Here is a 15,235-nt window from a genome sequence, read left to right on the forward strand (position 1 = left end):
CATATTTTACGAAGAACCGCTCGGATAGCGGGAGATACAGACGCTTTGTGTCAACGCCCACGAGCAGCGGCAGGGCCTACGCCCCGAACGCCTTGCCCTGCCCCTTCACCGGCTTGGCGCCCGCGAGGAGATGGGACGGGACGAGATCCCGGGCGGGCTCGCTGTAACCCACCGAGACGATCTTGTCGCCGCGGTAGGTGAAACTCGTCAGGGACGCCAGCGTGCACTGCCGCTTGCGCGGGTCGTGCCACAGCCGCCGCTTCTCCACGAAGGACCGCACGGTCCAGATCGGCAACTGGTGGCTGACCAGCACCGCCTCATGCCCGCGGGCCGCGTCCTTGGCCGCGTCCAGCGCCCCCATCATCCGTACGACCTGCTCCACGTACGGCTCGCCCCAGGACGGCTTGAACGGGTTGACGAGGTGCTTCCAGTTCTCGGGCCTGCGCAGCGCGCCGTCGCCCACCCCGAAGGTCTTGCCCTGGAAGACGTTGTCGGCCTCGATCAGCCGCCCGTCGGTGTCGAGGTCGAGCCCGTGCGCCTTGGCGATGGGCGTCGCGGTCTCCTGCGCCCGCTCCAGCGGGGAGGCGACGACGTAGGTGACGTCCCGCGACGACAGGTGCTCGGCGACCCGGTCGGCCATCTGCCGGCCGAGCTCGGACAGGTGGTAGCCGGGCAGCCGCCCGTAGAGCACCCCGTCCGGATTGGCGACCTCGCCGTGCCGCATGAGGTGGACGACGGTGATGTCGCCGTCCGTGTTCCCGATGCCCGAATTCCCCATGTCCCCGCTCCCGATGCCCGTGTTCCCGATGCCCGCGTCGCTCGTGCCCGCATCGCTCGTCTCCGCGCCGCTCATGCCGTGGCCTCCGCCGCTGCCCGTGCCGCCGCCGGAAGTGCGTCGGCGATCCGCTGGACGGCCCGCTCGTCGTGGGCCGTGGACACGAACCACGACTCGAAGGACGACGGTGGCAGATAGACGCCCTGTGCCAGCATCGCGTGGAAGAACGCGGTGAACCGGAAGGACTCCTGCGCCTTCGCGCCCTCGTAGTCGCGCACCTCACGCCCGGTGAAGAAGACCGAGAACATGTTGGAGGCGTTCTGCAGCCGGTGCGCCACGCCCTCCTTGCTGAGCGCCTCCGTGACCAGTGCGCGGATCTGCTCGGAGACCGCGTCGACCTTCTCGTACGAGGCGTCGTCGAGCAGCCGCAGCTGGGCGAGCCCGGCGGCGGTGGCGACGGGGTTCCCGGAGAGCGTGCCGGCCTGGTAGACGGGCCCGGCGGGAGCCAGGTGCCCCATGATGTCCTTGCGCCCCCCGAAGGCGGCGGCGGGGAAGCCCCCGCCCATGACCTTTCCGAAGGTCATGAGATCGGGGCGTACTCCATCGATCCCGTACCAACCGGCCTTGCTGGTCCGGAACCCGGTCATGACCTCGTCGGAGATGAACAGGGCGCCGTTGCGCGCGCAGGCGTCCTTGAGTCCCTGGTTGAACCCGGGCAGCGGCGGTACGACGCCCATGTTGCCCGGCGAGGCCTCGGTGATGACGCAGGCGATCTCACCGGGGTGCGCGTGGAAGGCCTCGTTCACGGATTCGAGGTCGTTGTAGGGCAGGACGATGGTGTCGGCGGCCTGGGCACCGGTGACGCCGGGGGTGTCGGGCAGGGCGAAGGTCGCCACTCCGCTCCCCGCCGCCGCGAGCAGCGAGTCGACATGCCCGTGGTAGCACCCGGCGAACTTGATCACCTTCGACCGCCGGGTGAACCCGCGGGCGAGCCGGATGGCGGACATGGTCGCCTCGGTCCCGCTGGACACCAGCCGGACCTGCTCGACGGGCTCGACACGGGCGACGATCTCCTCGGCGAGCGCGACCTCGCCCTCACCCGGCGTACCGAAGGAGGTACCACGGGCGACGGCCTCCTGAACGGCGCCGATGACGTCGGGATGCGCGTGCCCGAGGATCATCGGTCCCCATGAACACACGAGATCGACGTATTCCCTCCCGTCGGCATCGGTCAGGTATGGACCGTTTCCGGACACCATGAAGCGGGGCGTACCGCCCACGGCGCGGAACGCTCGCACCGGAGAGTTCACGCCGCCGGGCGTGACGAGAGCCGCACGGTCGAAGAGGGCCTGCGAGACCGGCGCCTCATAGGGATACGGCGCGCTCTCCCCTGTCTGGGGTGACGTACCGCCGGAGATGTTGTTCGCCTCTGCCATACCGTTCAGCGTACGGCCCGGCGGCCGCCACTCCGGCCCTGCCCCGGGGCGCCGGAACAAGGCCGTACCGGGTCAGGCCCGCACCGTACGGCGTTGCCGCGGAGCAACCCGGACCGAGTTCGCCCGCGCGGTCGGCTCTGCTCCCGCGAAGGTGACCGTAGCTCGCTCCGTGACCCGGCAGCCACGCCGGACGCCTCCGCGACAGGCGGCCTTGGTGACGGTGATCCGGTCCACGACCAGGGTGATCAGTCTGCGCCGGTCTTCCACGGAGGAGCCGTGCCACCACGAGCCCGGCTCCGAGGAGTCCATGTCGCCACCCCGCGAGAGCCAGTCGGAGAACTGCTCGGATCGTGGTTCGGCCCCGTCCGCGCCCGAGGCGTCCGTGCCGGCGATACACGAATCCAGTGTGTCCAGACGCTCTTCGAGCGCCCTCTTGTCGGCGAGGAACCTCCGACGTCCGACGCTCCCGCTGTAGATCCCACAGTTCAGGTCGTCGTAGAGGCGCTCCAACCCATCCGTCAGAAGGACGCGTTCGGACAGTAGGACACCCCGCTCGCCACGTCGCGCCACGTCGCGCCGCGTGGGCCGCGTGGTCGGTGGGCTGGGCGAAACGACGGGCGGCCTCCCGCAGCACGTCCTGTGCGTCAGAGGCCTCGGCACCGGCGGCGAACACGTCGAGGATGCGACGCACCACGTGGGCGTCGAGTGCCTCCCGCCGAATGGTGCATCCACCCGCATGTTGCCCCGCTTCCACCATCCCCGGCGGGCGCGAGCACTTGTACCAGTCACCTGAGCGGGTCATCGGCCTGCCGCATTCGCAGAACAGGAGCCCGAGGCCGCTGAGCAGGGCCTGGACGCGCGACTCCCCCTTACCCGGTACAGCGGTTCCGCCGCGAAACCGGCGATGCGCGGATCCGACAGGACACGCTTGACCGTCGCGGATCGCCAGGGACCGCCGCCCCGGGCCGGAACCTCCCGTTGGTTGAGCCAAGCCCGTACCGAATTGATGGAACCCGGCCGCGCCCTCTTCTTCCCCTCGTGAGGTCGGCCTTTGTGGCGCAGGACCTGTTCCACCATGCCCCGGACCACGCTCGCTTCGTCCGTACACGCACTGTCGGGTGCGCTGGGCCGCAACGTGCTACGCGCTTGCTCTGAGAGACGGCATCGCCCCGGTTCCTGCTGTCCTGGTGCGCACTGTCCAGTCGGGAGAGCAGTCGGCCCCGGTCGGCCGCGCTGTCCGGTGAGAACACACCCTCGGTGCACGACGTGATGGTGACACCCAGGTCGAAGAGTTCGGTGACGATCGGGCCCGTCTCCGTCGAACCCCGTCGCGAGAGGCGGCTGACGTCGAAGACAACGATCTCCTGGATCCTGCCGGTCCTGCAGTCATGCAGTCATGCAGTCATGCAGGAGGCGGGCGAAGTCCGGACGCTCGGCACCAGAGGCGTACCCGGACACCCCGATGTCGCGGTAGTGGCCCAGGAACGCGCAGCCGCGCTCCACCGCTCCGGCCTTGGTAGCCTCGTCCTGGGCTTGCGGGCCGGCCTCGGATTTGTCCGCCTTGAGCTTCGACTGCCGGGTATACCCTGCTGCCACGCGGCGTTTCCGCGCCGCTCCCCCTTCTTCGCTGGTCATGGCGGGAACGAACTACCTAAAATCCCTGAAGACGGCGTTCTCGGGGATAGTTCACCCCGCAGGGTTGGGGCCGGCCGTCGGCGACGGACAAGTGTTTCAGCGTACGTTTCGGCGTGCGGCCGTGGGGGAGGTCACTGTCACGATGATCGGGTTGCGTGGCGGGGGTCGCGCGCCTTGGAAAAGCAGTCGGGTGGAGATATGCATCGCGGTGGCGGACTGGGCGAGGGGACCGATGACCTCGGTCCTCGGCGTGCCCGGCGGGGCAAGCACCGGCGCGAGGCGGAAGAAGCGGCCGAGGCACGGCAGGCACAGGGCTCTCCGGGCTCGCCCGGGTCACCCGGGTCGCAAGGATCACAGGGCGATCCTGAGCGGATCGACCCGTCGGGCCGTATGGACGGTATGGACTACACGGACCGCGGCGCAGACCGGCTCAGGGCAGGAAGCGGGAATGGTGGCCGGGTGGGGGTGACCTACAAATACTTCGGCGCGCCGGACGGCGCGACGGCCGCCCGGGTGCCGATCTCGATGCGCCCCGAGGAACTCGGCGGCGACGAGCTCGGCATGAACGGCATGTTCACCAAGATCAAGCCGGAGACGATGGCGGCGATGGTCCTCACCGGTATCGAGGGCGTCCCTCTCCACAAGGTCCCGCCGCTGGAACTGGTCGTCCTCCACCCCGACTACGCCGTCGTGAAACTCCCCATGACCGTCGTCGACCCGCTCCGGGGCATCGGCGAGGAGGCGGTCGGCGCGGCTGCCTTCATCTGGTCGACGGTTCCGGACCGGGGCGGCCCCCGGGACGCGTTCAACGTCTACCAGCTTCTCCACGAATGGCAGGATTTCAGCCATCGTCTGCATGAGGCGGGGCATCAGCCGTACTGCCTGGTGTGGCCCTGAGCTTCGGTTTTCCGGGACACGGGCGGGGCTTTCGGGTCCCGCCCTCGCCGGTGGCCCTCGCAAGTGACCCTCGTCGGTCGCGGCGGCGGCCGGACGGTGAGCGCGGCGCGCGGGACCGGTAAATACTGAGTGTCATGCGTGTCGACTTCGACCCGGAGATCATGGGCGGGGCCGCCTTCTACAGGTTTCTGACCTCGGTCGTCATCCCTCGTCCGATCGCATGGGTCTCCACCGTCACCTCGGACGGCTCCACCGAGAACCTCGCCCCGCACTCCTTCTTCAGCATCGCCAGTACGGACCCGCCGATCGTGCAGTTCACCTCGATCGGCCGCAAGGACTCCCTGCGCAATGTCGAGGACGGTGAGCGAGTTCGACTTCGCGGGGATCGACCGCGAACCGAGCCTGTACGTACGGCCGCCCAGGGTGGCGGCCTCCCCCGTCGTCCTGGAGTGCCGCTCGCACACCACCCTGCGGATGGGGAACTCCACCCTCGTCTTCGGACGGGTGCTGCACGCGGCGGTGGCCGAGGACTGCATGGGTGAGGACCGGCCCAGCTCCGAACGGCTGCTGCCGCTCACCAAGCTCGGCGGCGACGAGTGGGGCACGCTGGGAAAGGTCCTGCATCTGAGCCGCATCCCCTACGAGGAACCGGGCCCCTAGCCGACCGGCCGGCCCCTGGTCCACCGGGCCGACCCCTGGCCCACCGGGCCCTCGGCTCACAGCCAGCCGTTGCGTTTGAAGCCCCGGTAGATGACGGAGCACGCCGTCGCGATGACCGCCAGGGCGAGCGGATAGCCGTAGCGCCAGTGGAGTTCGGGCATGTGCTCGAAGTTCATGCCGTAGACGCCGCAGACCATGGTCGGTACGGCGATGATCGCGGCCCAGGCGGTGATCTTGCGCATGTCCTCGTTCTGGCCGACGGTGACCTGGGCGAGGTGGGCCTGGAGGATGGAGTCGAGCAGGGCGTCGAAGCCGGTGATCTGCTCGGTGACCCGGGCCAGATGGTCGGCGACGTCGCGGAAGTACGCCTGTATCCCGGGGTGGAGCAGCGGCATCGGCTCGGTGGCCAGCAGATGGAGGGGGCGGCCGAGGGGGACCACGGCCCGCTTGAGCTCCAGGAGTTCACGCTTGAGCTGGTAGATGCGGCCGGCGTCGGCGCCCTTCGCCCCCTGGGGTGAGAAGACGGCCGTCTCCACCTGGTCGATGTCGTTCTGGACGGCGTCCGTGACGGTCAGGTAGTCGTCGACGACATGGTCCGCGATGGCGTGCAGCACCGCGGCCGGGCCCTTGGCCAACTGCCGCGGATTCCCTTCGAGGTCTTCGCGCAGCGGGCCGAGGGAGCCGTGCCGCCCGTGCCGTACGGTCACCACGAAGTCGGGGCCGGCGAAGACCATGATCTCGCCGGTGTCGACGACCTCGCTGGTGGCCGTCAGTTCGGCGTGTTCGACGTACGAGACGGTCTTGAAGACGGCGAACAGGACATCGCCGTAGTGCTCGACCTTGGGTCGCTGATGGGCCTGGACGGCGTCCTCGACGGCGAGCGGATGCAGGCCGAACAGCTCCGCGACCCGCGCGAACTCCGTCTTGGAGGGCTCGTGCAGGCCGAGCCAGACGAAGCCGTGGCTCCGGCCGTGGCCGCCGCGCTTCCGTACCCGGGCCACCGACTCCTCGACGCTGGGGGCCGCCTCCTGGCGGATGCCGTCCTGGTAGATCACACAGTTGACGACGGTGGAACCGAGCGGGGAGCGGGCCGGGTGGCTGAGGTCCACACGGTGCCTGCCGCGTGCCAGGCGTGCGACTTTGCGCAGGTTGCCGACCATCGACATGCGGTACTCCTTCCCCGGAACGGACGGCCAGTGTGCCAGCAACGGGTAAAGCCGAGGTCAGGTCACGGTTCGAGCGGACAGCCGGCGCCCGGCGGTGTCAGGGGAGCGTCATGAATCACGCCCGCGCCGTCAGGTGAACGCCAACGCAGGGGTCGGCGGCCGCCCTCCGGCTCTTCCATGGCAGGTGAGTAGGTGAGTATCCGTGTGGACCTGCGCCGAGGAGTGAACGGGTGATGGGTGAGGGAGAGCGGCGGCGACGCGTGGTCGCCGGAGTGAGCGGTTCGCCGGGGAGCCTGGCGGCCCTGCGCCGGGCCGCCGACGAGGCCCGTCGCGGCGCGGAAGCCGAGCTGCTGGTCGTCCTCGCCTGGGAACCGCCCGGCGGCGACCTCACCCATGGACGGTCCATCCGCCCGTTGCCGGTGGACGAGTTCCGGCGGGACGCGGGCCGGCGGCTGCTCGCCGCGCTCGACACCGCCTTCGGCGACGCGGGGCCCGGTGTGCCGTATCAGGGGCTGGTCGTACGGGGTAAGGTCGGCCATGCGCTGGTCGCGACCGCCGACCGGGCCGAGGACCTGCTGGTGATCGGCCCGGGATGCCGGAGCGGGATGCGCCGCGCACTGTTCCCGTCCGTCGCCCGATACTGCCTCGCGCACGCCGTCTGCCCGGTGTTGGCCCTGCCGCCCTCGCCGCTGTCCCGCGAACTCGCCTCCGTGCACCGCCGGATCCGGCTGCGGCTGCCGCTCGACGCACGGGAGCTGACGGAGGGCCGGTCCTGAGCGACCGAAGTGCCCACGTCAGGAGCGCGTTACGGGTCCGGGGCCGCGCGTCAGGCATCCGTCAGCGCCGGACCCCGGCCCCGGCCCGGCGGGCATAGCTTCATCGAAGCAACAAACGACGAGTCAACTCGAAAACGAGACAACGACACAACGAGGCGCCCGGCCGACCCGGCCCGGCGGCGCACATCGCCTTCCGCGAGGAGCACCACCATGTATGCATTCGACCGTTCCGAGGATCCCGAGCCCTCCGAACGCTTCCCGGCCGGACTTCTTCTGCACGTACCCGTCCGGCCGGGACCCGCGGGCTGCACGGCCCGGTTCTTCCGCACCCCCCTGGGCGGCCGTACGGCCGTCGGCTTCACCTCGGCGGCCCGACTCACCGCCACGCTCGGCCCGGACCAGACCCGGATCCGGCTCTCCGAATCCGCGCTGCGCGCCCTCGCGGCGCCCCTGGGCGTCACCGCCCTCACGATCGACCCGCAGCTCTCCGCCCCCGCCGTCGTCCCCGCCGACCGTGGGCGCGAGAACTCCGCCGCCGCCGTCGTCGTGCGTCCGAACCTGCTGATCGGCTAGGAGACGCCATGTCCATTCAGGACGCCCCCGTTGAGGACCTGTCCGTTCAGGAACTGCCCCTTCAGGAACTGTCGGTTCAGGACCTGCACCAGGTCATCCAGGCCGACGACGCGGACCACCGCGACGCCGACGGTCTCTCCGTCTGGCCCCGCTCCACCCGCCCCGAGCCCGACGGGGACGTCTCCGTCGGCGGCGTCTCCCTCACCGAGGCCGCCGACCGCTTCGGCACCCCCGTCTACGTCCTCGACGAGCAAGAAGTCCGCGAACGCTGCCGTACCTACCGCACCGCGTTCCCCGAGGCCGACATCGTCTACGCGGCGAAGGCCTTCCTGTGCCGGGCGATGGCGCACTGGGTGCAGGAAGAGGGCCTGGGCCTGGACGTCTGCTCCGCCGGAGAGCTCGCACTCGCCGTCACCACCGGCTTCCCGCCGGAGAAGATCGTGCTGCACGGCAACGCCAAGAGCCCCGAGGACCTGCGCACCGCGCTGCGCCTCGGCGTCGGACGCATCGTCGTGGACAGCACCTCCGAGATCGCCCGGCTGGCCGCGATCACCCCCGCCGACACCCGCCAGAAGGTCATGGTGCGGGTGGTGCCCGGCATCGCGGCCGGCGGCCACACCAAGGTGCAGACCGGCACCGACGACCAGAAGTTCGGCCTGTCGATCACCGACGGCTCCGCACAGCACGCCGTCACCCGGATACTCGACCAGCCGCACCTCGAACTCGTCGGCCTGCACTGCCACATCGGCTCGCAGATCGCCGCCGTGAAGCCGTACGTCGCCGCGGTGCGCCGCGTGATCGGACTGATGGCCCGCATCAAGGAGCAGCACGGCGTCGTCCTCCCCCAGCTGAACATCGGCGGCGGCCACGCCATCGCCTACCGGCCCGGCGAGGAGAGCCTCGACGTCAGCGTGCTGGCCGGCCGGGTCCGCGCCGAGCTGGAGGAGGGCTGCGCCCGTGCCGGACTGCCCGTGCCCCGGCTCACCCTCGAACCCGGCCGCGCGATCGTCGGCCCCGCCGGGGTCGCCGTCTACCGGGTCCTCGCCGTCAAACGCACCGCCGAGCACACCTTCGTGGCCGTCGACGGCGGCATGAGCGACAACCCGAGGCCCGCGCTGTACGGGGTGCGGTACGCGCCCCGGCTCATCGGCCGCCTCTCCTCCGTACCGCCCCGCCTCGTCACCGTCGTGGGCCGGCACTGCGAGGCGGGCGACATCCTCGCGGAGGAGGCGGCGCTCCCGGGCGACGTACACCCCGGCGACCTGCTCGCCGTCCCGGCAGCCGGCGCCTACCACCTGTCCATGGCCTCCGGGTACAACCTGGTCGGCCGACCGCCGGTGGTCGCGGTGTCCGACGGGATCGCACGCGTTCTCGTACGCCGTGAATCGCTCGACGACATGAACCGCCGGGACATCGGGCTGTAGCCCAGGCCCCAGCCGGTCCGGACGCCGGGCCGTTTCAGAGGCTCAGTCGGTACGGCACCACGCAGACCACCACATCGGTACGGGCCCGCAGCGCGGCGGCGAGCAGCAGGCCGCGCTGGTTCTGCAGGATCTGGTAGCGGCGGTGGAGGGGCTCCACCTCGGGGATGAGGACGGCGATCTGCCGGCCGCCCTCGGCCGCCCGCTGGACGTAGTCGACGATCGGCTCCACGAGGGAGCGTTGCGGGCTGTCGATGACGTCCAGTCGTACGCCCGGATTCCAGCGGTCCCAACTCTCGTCGAGGGCACGGGCCTTGAGCGGATCGGCGTGCACGGCGACCGCGACCACCTCGTGGCCGAGGGAGCGGGCGGCCGTCAGCGCGTGCTGGGTGAGTTTGCTGACCTCGCCGACCGGCACGATGACGAGGGAGTCGGTGACGCTCGGCGGGGGCGGGATCCGGCCGAGCCCGAGTTCCCGGCCGACCGCCGTGTAGTAGCGCTGGATTCGGGAGAACAGCAGCATCAGCAGCGGGATGGCGACGACGACCACCCAGGCTCCCGCCAGGAACTTGGTGGCCAGCAGGACGACACCGGCCACGGCGGTCAGTACCGCGCCGAGCCCGTTGAGCAGCACGCGCCGCAGCCAGCCGGGCGGCCGCTGCCCCGCCCAGTGCCGGACGAGCCCGATCTGGCTGATGGTGAAGCCGATGAACACGCCGATCGCGAACAGCGGGATCATCCGGTGGGTGTCTGCGTTCACGGCGATCAGGAGAACCGCCGCGAGCAGACCCAGGGTCAGTACTCCCCACCGGTACACCGGCCGTTCCGTGCGCAGTCCGAAGAGGTGCGGCAGCCGGTGGTCCTTGGCGAGCAGGCTCATCAGGACGGGCAGTCCGCCGAAGCTGGTGTTGGCGGCGAGGGCGAGGGCCAGGGTGACGATGAGGTTGGTGGCGTAGTACGGCCATCCCGTCCCGTACGCGCCCGCCGTCAGCTGCGCGAGTACGGTCACGCCGCCGCGCGGGGCCACATCGTCCCGGCGGATCAGCACGGCCAGGCCGACGAGCATGGTCCCGAGCAGCGCGCCGAGCATCAGCTCGGTGCGCTGGGCGCGTTTGACGCGGGGTTCGCGGAAGGCGGGCACGCCGTTGGCGATGGCCTCCACTCCGGTGAGGGCGGAGCAGCCGGAGGAGAACGCCTTGAGCAGCAGGAAGACGCCCAACGCCTCGGTGACGTGGACGGGTTGGGGGGTGCCGACGACGGCCGCGGGGTGGTCGCGCAGCAGGCCGAGCACGACGATGCCGAGGATGCTGACGATGAACAGCGCGGTGGGCAGCATCAGCACCCGCGCGCTCTCGGCCACGCCCCGCAGGTTCACGGCCGTGAGCAGGGCGAGGCCGATGAGGCAGATGACGAGCAGGTGCGAGCCGAGGGCGGGGAACGCGGAGGCGAGACTGGCCGCGCCGGCCGCCAGGCTGACGGTGACCGTCAGCACGTAGTCGACGACCAGGCTGGCGGCCGCGAGCAGGCTGACGGTCGGGCCGAGGTCCTTCTTGGCCACCGCGTAGGCGCCGCCCCCGTCCGGATGAACGGCGATCACCTGTCCGTACGACACGACGAGCACCACCAGCAGCCCGGCGATGACCAGCGTCACCGGGAGCGTGGCGGCGAGCGCGCCGGTGCCGGCGGCGATCAGGACGAGCACGATCGCCTCGGGCCCGTAGGCCACCGAGCTCAGCGCGTCCAGGGAGAGCGCGGCGAGCCCCTCGACGCTGGTCAGGTGGTACTTGTCGCCCTCCCCGTGCCGGAGCGGGACTCTCGGCCGCAGTTCGCGGCGGGCCAGGCCGTACGCCATGGGGGACCTCGCGGTGCAGGGGGCGGGAGGGGCTGGGTGCCGGGGGCTGGGGGCGGGAGGGGCTGGGTGCGGGAGGGTTCCGACGACAGTGTGACCGGACCACCACGCTCCAGGGCGTCAAGGACGCGCCAGGGGCCGGGAGCGGCGGCTGAGTCACCCTCAGTTCGCCGTGCTGGAAGGTGCGGCGGGCGGGCGTTGCGCCACCGGCCGGAGGCGAAGGGCGCGCAGTCGTGTTGCGACCGATCGGGTTATGCCAGCGGTGTGGAGCGGGCCGGGACGCGACTCCTCGGCCATGGCGAAATGCCAGGTCAGAGGGGTCTTCTCAGCCCGGTTCAGGTGAATGGCCGCCCGGTGGGCGTGACCTCAGCGGTGAGCCAGGTGAGCGGCTCAAGTGGTGCGTGGGGCAGGACGGCCCGACGGTGGTTCACGTCGGGACCGTGTTCTCACGAGCTGACGTGGTGTCAGCCGCGCGGCCACGACGGAAGGACTCCGACGATGCGATCTGCCCGCATGCTCCTCGCTACCGCGACGGCTACGGCCGCTCTCGCGATCGCAGGCCCAGGCGCCTTCGCCGCCGCGGCGAGTGACTGGGACAGCGACGACTCTTCCTACAGCCAGGAGCAGAACAAGGAGAGCAAGAGCGACTCAGGCTCCGGCCGCGGCAAGGGCGACTCCGACTCCGACTCCGACCGCGGCAAGGGCGGCGACCACGGCAAGGGCGACTCCGGCTCCGGCCGCGGCGACGACGACTCCGACCGCGGCGGCAGGCCGAAGGGCGGCGTACACACCGGCGGCGGCGCCCTCTCCGCCGTCAAGGGAGACGACTGGAACAAGGACGACGAGGAGAAGAGCGACTCCGGCTCGGATCGCGGCAAGGGCGACTCGGACTCCGGCCGCGGCAAGGGCGACTCCGACTCCGACTCCGACCGCGGCAAGGGCGGCGACCACGGCAAGGGCGATTCCGACTCCGGCCGCGGCGACGACGACTCCGACCGCGGCGGCAGGCCGAAGGGCGGCGTACACACCGGCGGCGGCGCCCTCTCCGCCGTCAAGGGAGACGACTGGAACAAGGACGACGAGAAGTTCGACCCGGAGACGTACAAGGACAAGGGCTCGGACAAGGAAAAGGGCTCCTCGGACTACGACAAGGGCGACGATTCGGACTCAGGCCGCGGCAAGCCGAGCGGTGGCATCCACACGGGTGGCGGTGCGCTCGCCTCGCCGGGTGTCACGGCCGGCGGTCTGGCGGTTCTGGCGCTCGGCGCCGCGGGTGTGTACACGGTGCGCCGCAGAAGTGCGGCCGGCGGCGTGTCCTGACCGATGCCTGACGACATAGCAGCCCGGGCCGCCGCCTGCGCACAGCGTGGCGGCCCGGCTGGTCCCCCTCCTGCGGTACCTCCTCGTGCGGTACCCCTTCTCGCCGTTTCCGTTCCCGGCGGTTCCGTTCCCGCCGTACCCCTTTCCGCTGTACTCCTTCCCGCCCTACCCCTTCCCGCCGTACCCCCTTAGCGCCGTACCCGCTCCGCTGTTGTGTCCTATTGAGGTGGTGCCCGATGGCAGCCCGGCTGTCTTCCCCTGTCGAGCTCGAATCCATGTCGCAGGGGCAGAGCCCCCGCCCCGGCGTGCCCATGATCGTGTGGATCGCCGGAATCCTGGTCATGGCCCTGAGTCTGTTCGGCAGCCATGACAAACAGTCCGACCCTTCCTCCAAACCCCACACCTCCGCGGCGCTCGCGCCGTCGTCCGCGGTCTCGCGGCCGCCGGGCAGACATCTGCCGCGGTCCAAGCCGACCCGGCTGTTCATCCCGAAGATCTCGGTGGACGCGCCGTTCACCGCCCTCTCCATCGGCACCTCGGGCAAGCTCAGCCCGCCGCCCGCCGACGACACGAACATGGTCGGCTGGTACGCCAAGGGCGTGTCCCCCGGGGAGGCGGGCACCTCGATCATCGCCGGGCACGTCGACACGAAGACGTCCCCGGCCGTGTTCGCGGACCTCAGGGAGCTGGAGAAGGGTGACCGCCTCCGCGTCAAGCGGGCCGACGGGCGTACGGCCACCTTCGTGGTCGACAGTGCCGAGACCTTCGCCAAGGACGACTTCCCCGACCAGCGCGTGTACGCCGACACTCGCGACGCCGAAGTGCGCCTGATCACCTGCGCCGGCGACTACGACCACAGCGCGAAGGACTACACCGAGAACCTGGTGGTCTTCGCCCATCTCGTCTGAACGCTCGTCTCAACGCTCGTCTCAACGCTCGTCTCGACGCTCGTCTCGACGCTCGTCCAAACGGATGGCCGTGAACGGATGGCCGGGGAGCCGACGATGTCACTTCCGGTAGCCGAGGATGGTCATCATGCCGGACTCGGAGTGGTACTGGTTGTGGCAGTGGAGCATCCACAGGCCGGGATTGTCTGCGTTGAAGTCGACGACGAGTTTGCGGTGCGGCAGTACGTAGGCGGTGTCCTTGCGGGCTCCGGCCGCGTCGATGCCCGTGAGCGCGAAGGTGTGGCCGTGCAGATGCATGGGGTGCCACATGTTGGTGGCGTTGATGAGGGTCAGCCGGACGCGTTCGCCCTCACGGACCGGGTGGCGCTGTTCGATGGAGTAGGGCCGGTGGTCGAAGCCCCAGTTGAACTTCTTCATGTTGCCGGTCAGGGTGATCCGCATCTCGCGGTCCGGTTCGCGCTCGCAGAGGGCCACCGAATCGTCCGGTACCAGGCGTCTGGCCGGCACGATCCGGCCGTCGAGCTCATCCGGACGCACGGAGGGCGTGGGCAGGCTCCCGCCGCCGGTGCGCAGCACGGCCAGCGCCTTCGCGTTCTTGCCCTCGGCGAGCGCGACCAGCGGGAACACCCCGTCCTGGGCGGTGATCAGCACGTCGTAGCGCTCGGCCATGCCGAGCAGCAGCGCGTCGGTCTCCCGGTGCTCGACCGGGTACCCGTCGGTGTGGGTCACCGTCATCTTGTGGCCGCCCAGCGCCACCCGGAAGGCGGTGTCTCCTCCGGCGTTGATGATCCGCAGCCGGATGCGGTCCCCGGGACGGGCCCGGAAGATCGAGGGAGTGTGCGCGAGGTGCCCGTTGATCAGGTAGTACGGGTAGTCGACACTGCCGCCCTCGCTGTGCAGCAGGCGGCTGTGGGAGTGCCGCAGCACGCGGGAGGGACCCTTGGGCCTGTCGTGGTCGGAACGGTCGTGTGCGGCGTCGCCCCCCATGCCCATGCCGCCGCTCAGGCCCTCGTCCATATCCATGGCGCTCTTGCCGTGGCGCAACTGCGTGAGCACCTCGTCCGGGGTGGAGCCGCCCACTCCGTCCAGCCAGTCGTCCAGGACGACCACCCACTCCCTGTCGTAGGACAACGGCTCCCTGGGGTCCTCGACGATCAGCGGGGCGTACAGGCCGCGGTCCAGTTGCAGTCCCGAGTGCGAATGCAGCCAGTACGTGCCCGGGTGCGACACGGCGAAGCGATAGGTGAAGTCCGCGCCGGGCCGGATGGAGTACTGGGTCAGGCTCGGTACGCCGTCCATGTCGCAGCGCATACGGACGCCGTGCGAGTGCAGTGTCGTCGACACCGGCAGGTGGTTGGCCAGCGTGAGATCGAGGATGTCGCCGGCGTTGATCCGCACCTCCTTTCCGGGCAGTGCGTCGCCGTACGCCCATGATCTGACTGTCCGTCCGCCCAGGTCGAGGGTGGTCTCGGTGGCCGTGAGCCGGAACCGGCGGACGGGACCGGGCCCGCGCGCCTTCTCGGCGGCGATGACCTCGGGATCGGACGGATTCACGTATCCCCGGGGCCCCTTGGGAACGAAGCCGCGGCGGCCGTGGCCGGGGGCCCCGGTCTCCGCGTGCGAGCCGGACCCGGGATGGGAGCCGGACCCCGAGCGGGAGCCGGACTCGGTCTGTGTGCCGGGTCCCGCGTGGGGGTCGGCCCCCGCGTGGGAGCCGGGCTCTGAGGAGGAGCCGGATCCTGAGCAGGCGGCCAGGGCTCCCGAGCCTGCTGCCACGATCGAGGCACCGAGCAAGGTGCGCCGCGTATGTGTGTGCATG

Annotated in this window: 14 protein-coding genes and 1 pseudogene; 7 read left to right on the forward strand and 8 right to left on the reverse strand. The window is 70.5% G+C overall.

Going from position 1 to position 15,235, the window contains the following annotated elements; all coding sequences use genetic code 11:
- Positions 1 to 76: 76 nt before the first annotated feature.
- From RV986_RS22300 to RV986_RS22320, 5 genes are all read right to left on the reverse strand, one after another.
- On the reverse strand, positions 77 to 778 hold the full coding sequence (locus tag RV986_RS22300) for a histidine phosphatase family protein (protein ID WP_475924377.1): 702 nt from the start codon (positions 776 to 778) through the stop codon (positions 77 to 79).
- A 71-nt stretch (positions 779 to 849) separates the two neighbouring features.
- On the reverse strand, positions 850 to 2,211 hold the full coding sequence (hemL, locus tag RV986_RS22305; protein WP_475919087.1) for a glutamate-1-semialdehyde 2,1-aminomutase: 1,362 nt from the start codon (positions 2,209 to 2,211) through the stop codon (positions 850 to 852).
- Positions 2,212 to 2,283: 72 nt separating this feature from the next.
- Positions 2,284 to 2,781, reverse strand: a complete 498-nt coding sequence (locus tag RV986_RS22310) for a hypothetical protein (RefSeq protein ID WP_475919088.1) — start codon at positions 2,779 to 2,781, stop codon at positions 2,284 to 2,286.
- Positions 2,782 to 3,009: 228 nt separating this feature from the next.
- Positions 3,010 to 3,474 (reverse strand): recombinase family protein, encoded by a 465-nt coding sequence (locus RV986_RS22315; RefSeq protein WP_475919089.1) that lies wholly within the window; start codon positions 3,472 to 3,474, stop codon positions 3,010 to 3,012.
- A 123-nt stretch (positions 3,475 to 3,597) separates the two neighbouring features.
- The gene (locus tag RV986_RS22320; RefSeq protein ID WP_475919090.1) at positions 3,598 to 3,846 is read right to left on the reverse strand and encodes a recombinase family protein; all 249 of its coding nucleotides are present in this window, start codon (positions 3,844 to 3,846) and stop codon (positions 3,598 to 3,600) included.
- A 459-nt stretch (positions 3,847 to 4,305) separates the two neighbouring features.
- Between RV986_RS22320 and RV986_RS22325 the strand changes: the two genes are divergently transcribed.
- Together RV986_RS22325 and RV986_RS22330 are read left to right on the forward strand one after the other, a co-directional pair.
- Positions 4,306 to 4,743: a hypothetical protein gene (locus RV986_RS22325; RefSeq protein WP_003974483.1), complete on the forward strand. Its 438-nt coding sequence runs from the start codon at positions 4,306 to 4,308 to the stop codon at positions 4,741 to 4,743.
- A gap of 134 nt (positions 4,744 to 4,877) precedes the next feature.
- Positions 4,878 to 5,403, forward strand: a pseudogene (locus RV986_RS22330) (flavin reductase family protein).
- 56 nt (positions 5,404 to 5,459) lie between these two features.
- Here the strand turns inward: RV986_RS22330 and RV986_RS22335 are convergent.
- A complete protein-coding gene (locus RV986_RS22335; RefSeq protein ID WP_475919091.1) occupies positions 5,460 to 6,569 on the reverse strand; it encodes a magnesium and cobalt transport protein CorA in 1,110 nt (369 codons plus the stop codon).
- Positions 6,570 to 6,802: 233 nt separating this feature from the next.
- Between RV986_RS22335 and RV986_RS22340 the strand changes: the two genes are divergently transcribed.
- The 3 genes from RV986_RS22340 (at position 6,803) to lysA (ending at position 9,342) form a co-directional block, all read left to right on the forward strand.
- Positions 6,803 to 7,345, forward strand: a complete 543-nt coding sequence (locus RV986_RS22340) for a universal stress protein (protein ID WP_475919092.1) — start codon at positions 6,803 to 6,805, stop codon at positions 7,343 to 7,345.
- A 210-nt stretch (positions 7,346 to 7,555) separates the two neighbouring features.
- Positions 7,556 to 7,918: an SAV_915 family protein gene (locus RV986_RS22345; RefSeq protein ID WP_475919093.1), complete on the forward strand. Its 363-nt coding sequence runs from the start codon at positions 7,556 to 7,558 to the stop codon at positions 7,916 to 7,918.
- An 8-nt stretch (positions 7,919 to 7,926) separates the two neighbouring features.
- Positions 7,927 to 9,342, forward strand: a complete 1,416-nt coding sequence (gene lysA, locus RV986_RS22350; protein WP_475919094.1) for a diaminopimelate decarboxylase — start codon at positions 7,927 to 7,929, stop codon at positions 9,340 to 9,342.
- Between the two features lie 34 nt (positions 9,343 to 9,376).
- Here the strand turns inward: lysA and RV986_RS22355 are convergent, their stop codons facing one another.
- Entirely contained in the window at positions 9,377 to 11,191 is a 1,815-nt protein-coding gene (locus RV986_RS22355; protein WP_475919095.1) for an APC family permease, read from the reverse strand.
- A 495-nt stretch (positions 11,192 to 11,686) separates the two neighbouring features.
- Between RV986_RS22355 and RV986_RS22360 the strand changes: the two genes are divergently transcribed.
- Both RV986_RS22360 and RV986_RS22365 read left to right on the forward strand, forming a co-directional pair.
- The gene (locus RV986_RS22360; RefSeq protein WP_475919096.1) at positions 11,687 to 12,508 is read left to right on the forward strand and encodes a hypothetical protein; all 822 of its coding nucleotides are present in this window, start codon (positions 11,687 to 11,689) and stop codon (positions 12,506 to 12,508) included.
- A gap of 236 nt (positions 12,509 to 12,744) precedes the next feature.
- Positions 12,745 to 13,416, forward strand: a complete 672-nt coding sequence (locus RV986_RS22365; RefSeq protein WP_475919097.1) for a class F sortase — start codon at positions 12,745 to 12,747, stop codon at positions 13,414 to 13,416.
- Between the two features lie 99 nt (positions 13,417 to 13,515).
- Here RV986_RS22365 and RV986_RS22370 read toward each other — a convergent pair whose 3' ends face one another.
- The gene (locus RV986_RS22370) at positions 13,516 to 15,234 is read right to left on the reverse strand and encodes a multicopper oxidase family protein (RefSeq protein ID WP_475919098.1); all 1,719 of its coding nucleotides are present in this window, start codon (positions 15,232 to 15,234) and stop codon (positions 13,516 to 13,518) included.
- Position 15,235: the final 1 nt, after the last annotated feature.

The organism is Streptomyces sp. RLA012 (assembly GCF_056270325.1).

Excerpts from the sequence above, each read along its gene's own strand:
- RV986_RS22300 (WP_475924377.1), bottom strand. The coding sequence starts at position 778 with ATGGGGAATTCGGGCATCGGGAACACGGACGGCGACATCACCGTCGTC.
- hemL (WP_475919087.1), bottom strand. The coding sequence starts at position 2,211 with ATGGCAGAGGCGAACAACATCTCCGGCGGTACGTCACCCCAGACAGGG.
- RV986_RS22320 (WP_475919090.1), bottom strand. The coding sequence starts at position 3,846 with ATGACCAGCGAAGAAGGGGGAGCGGCGCGGAAACGCCGCGTGGCAGCA.
- RV986_RS22335 (WP_475919091.1), bottom strand. The coding sequence starts at position 6,569 with ATGTCGATGGTCGGCAACCTGCGCAAAGTCGCACGCCTGGCACGCGGC.
- RV986_RS22340 (WP_475919092.1), top strand. The coding sequence starts at position 6,803 with ATGGGTGAGGGAGAGCGGCGGCGACGCGTGGTCGCCGGAGTGAGCGGT.
- RV986_RS22345 (WP_475919093.1), top strand. The coding sequence starts at position 7,556 with ATGTATGCATTCGACCGTTCCGAGGATCCCGAGCCCTCCGAACGCTTC.
- lysA (WP_475919094.1), top strand. The coding sequence starts at position 7,927 with ATGTCCATTCAGGACGCCCCCGTTGAGGACCTGTCCGTTCAGGAACTG.
- RV986_RS22355 (WP_475919095.1), bottom strand. The coding sequence starts at position 11,191 with ATGGCGTACGGCCTGGCCCGCCGCGAACTGCGGCCGAGAGTCCCGCTC.
- RV986_RS22360 (WP_475919096.1), top strand. The coding sequence starts at position 11,687 with ATGCGATCTGCCCGCATGCTCCTCGCTACCGCGACGGCTACGGCCGCT.
- RV986_RS22365 (WP_475919097.1), top strand. The coding sequence starts at position 12,745 with ATGGCAGCCCGGCTGTCTTCCCCTGTCGAGCTCGAATCCATGTCGCAG.
- RV986_RS22370 (WP_475919098.1), bottom strand. The coding sequence starts at position 15,234 with ATGCACACACATACGCGGCGCACCTTGCTCGGTGCCTCGATCGTGGCA.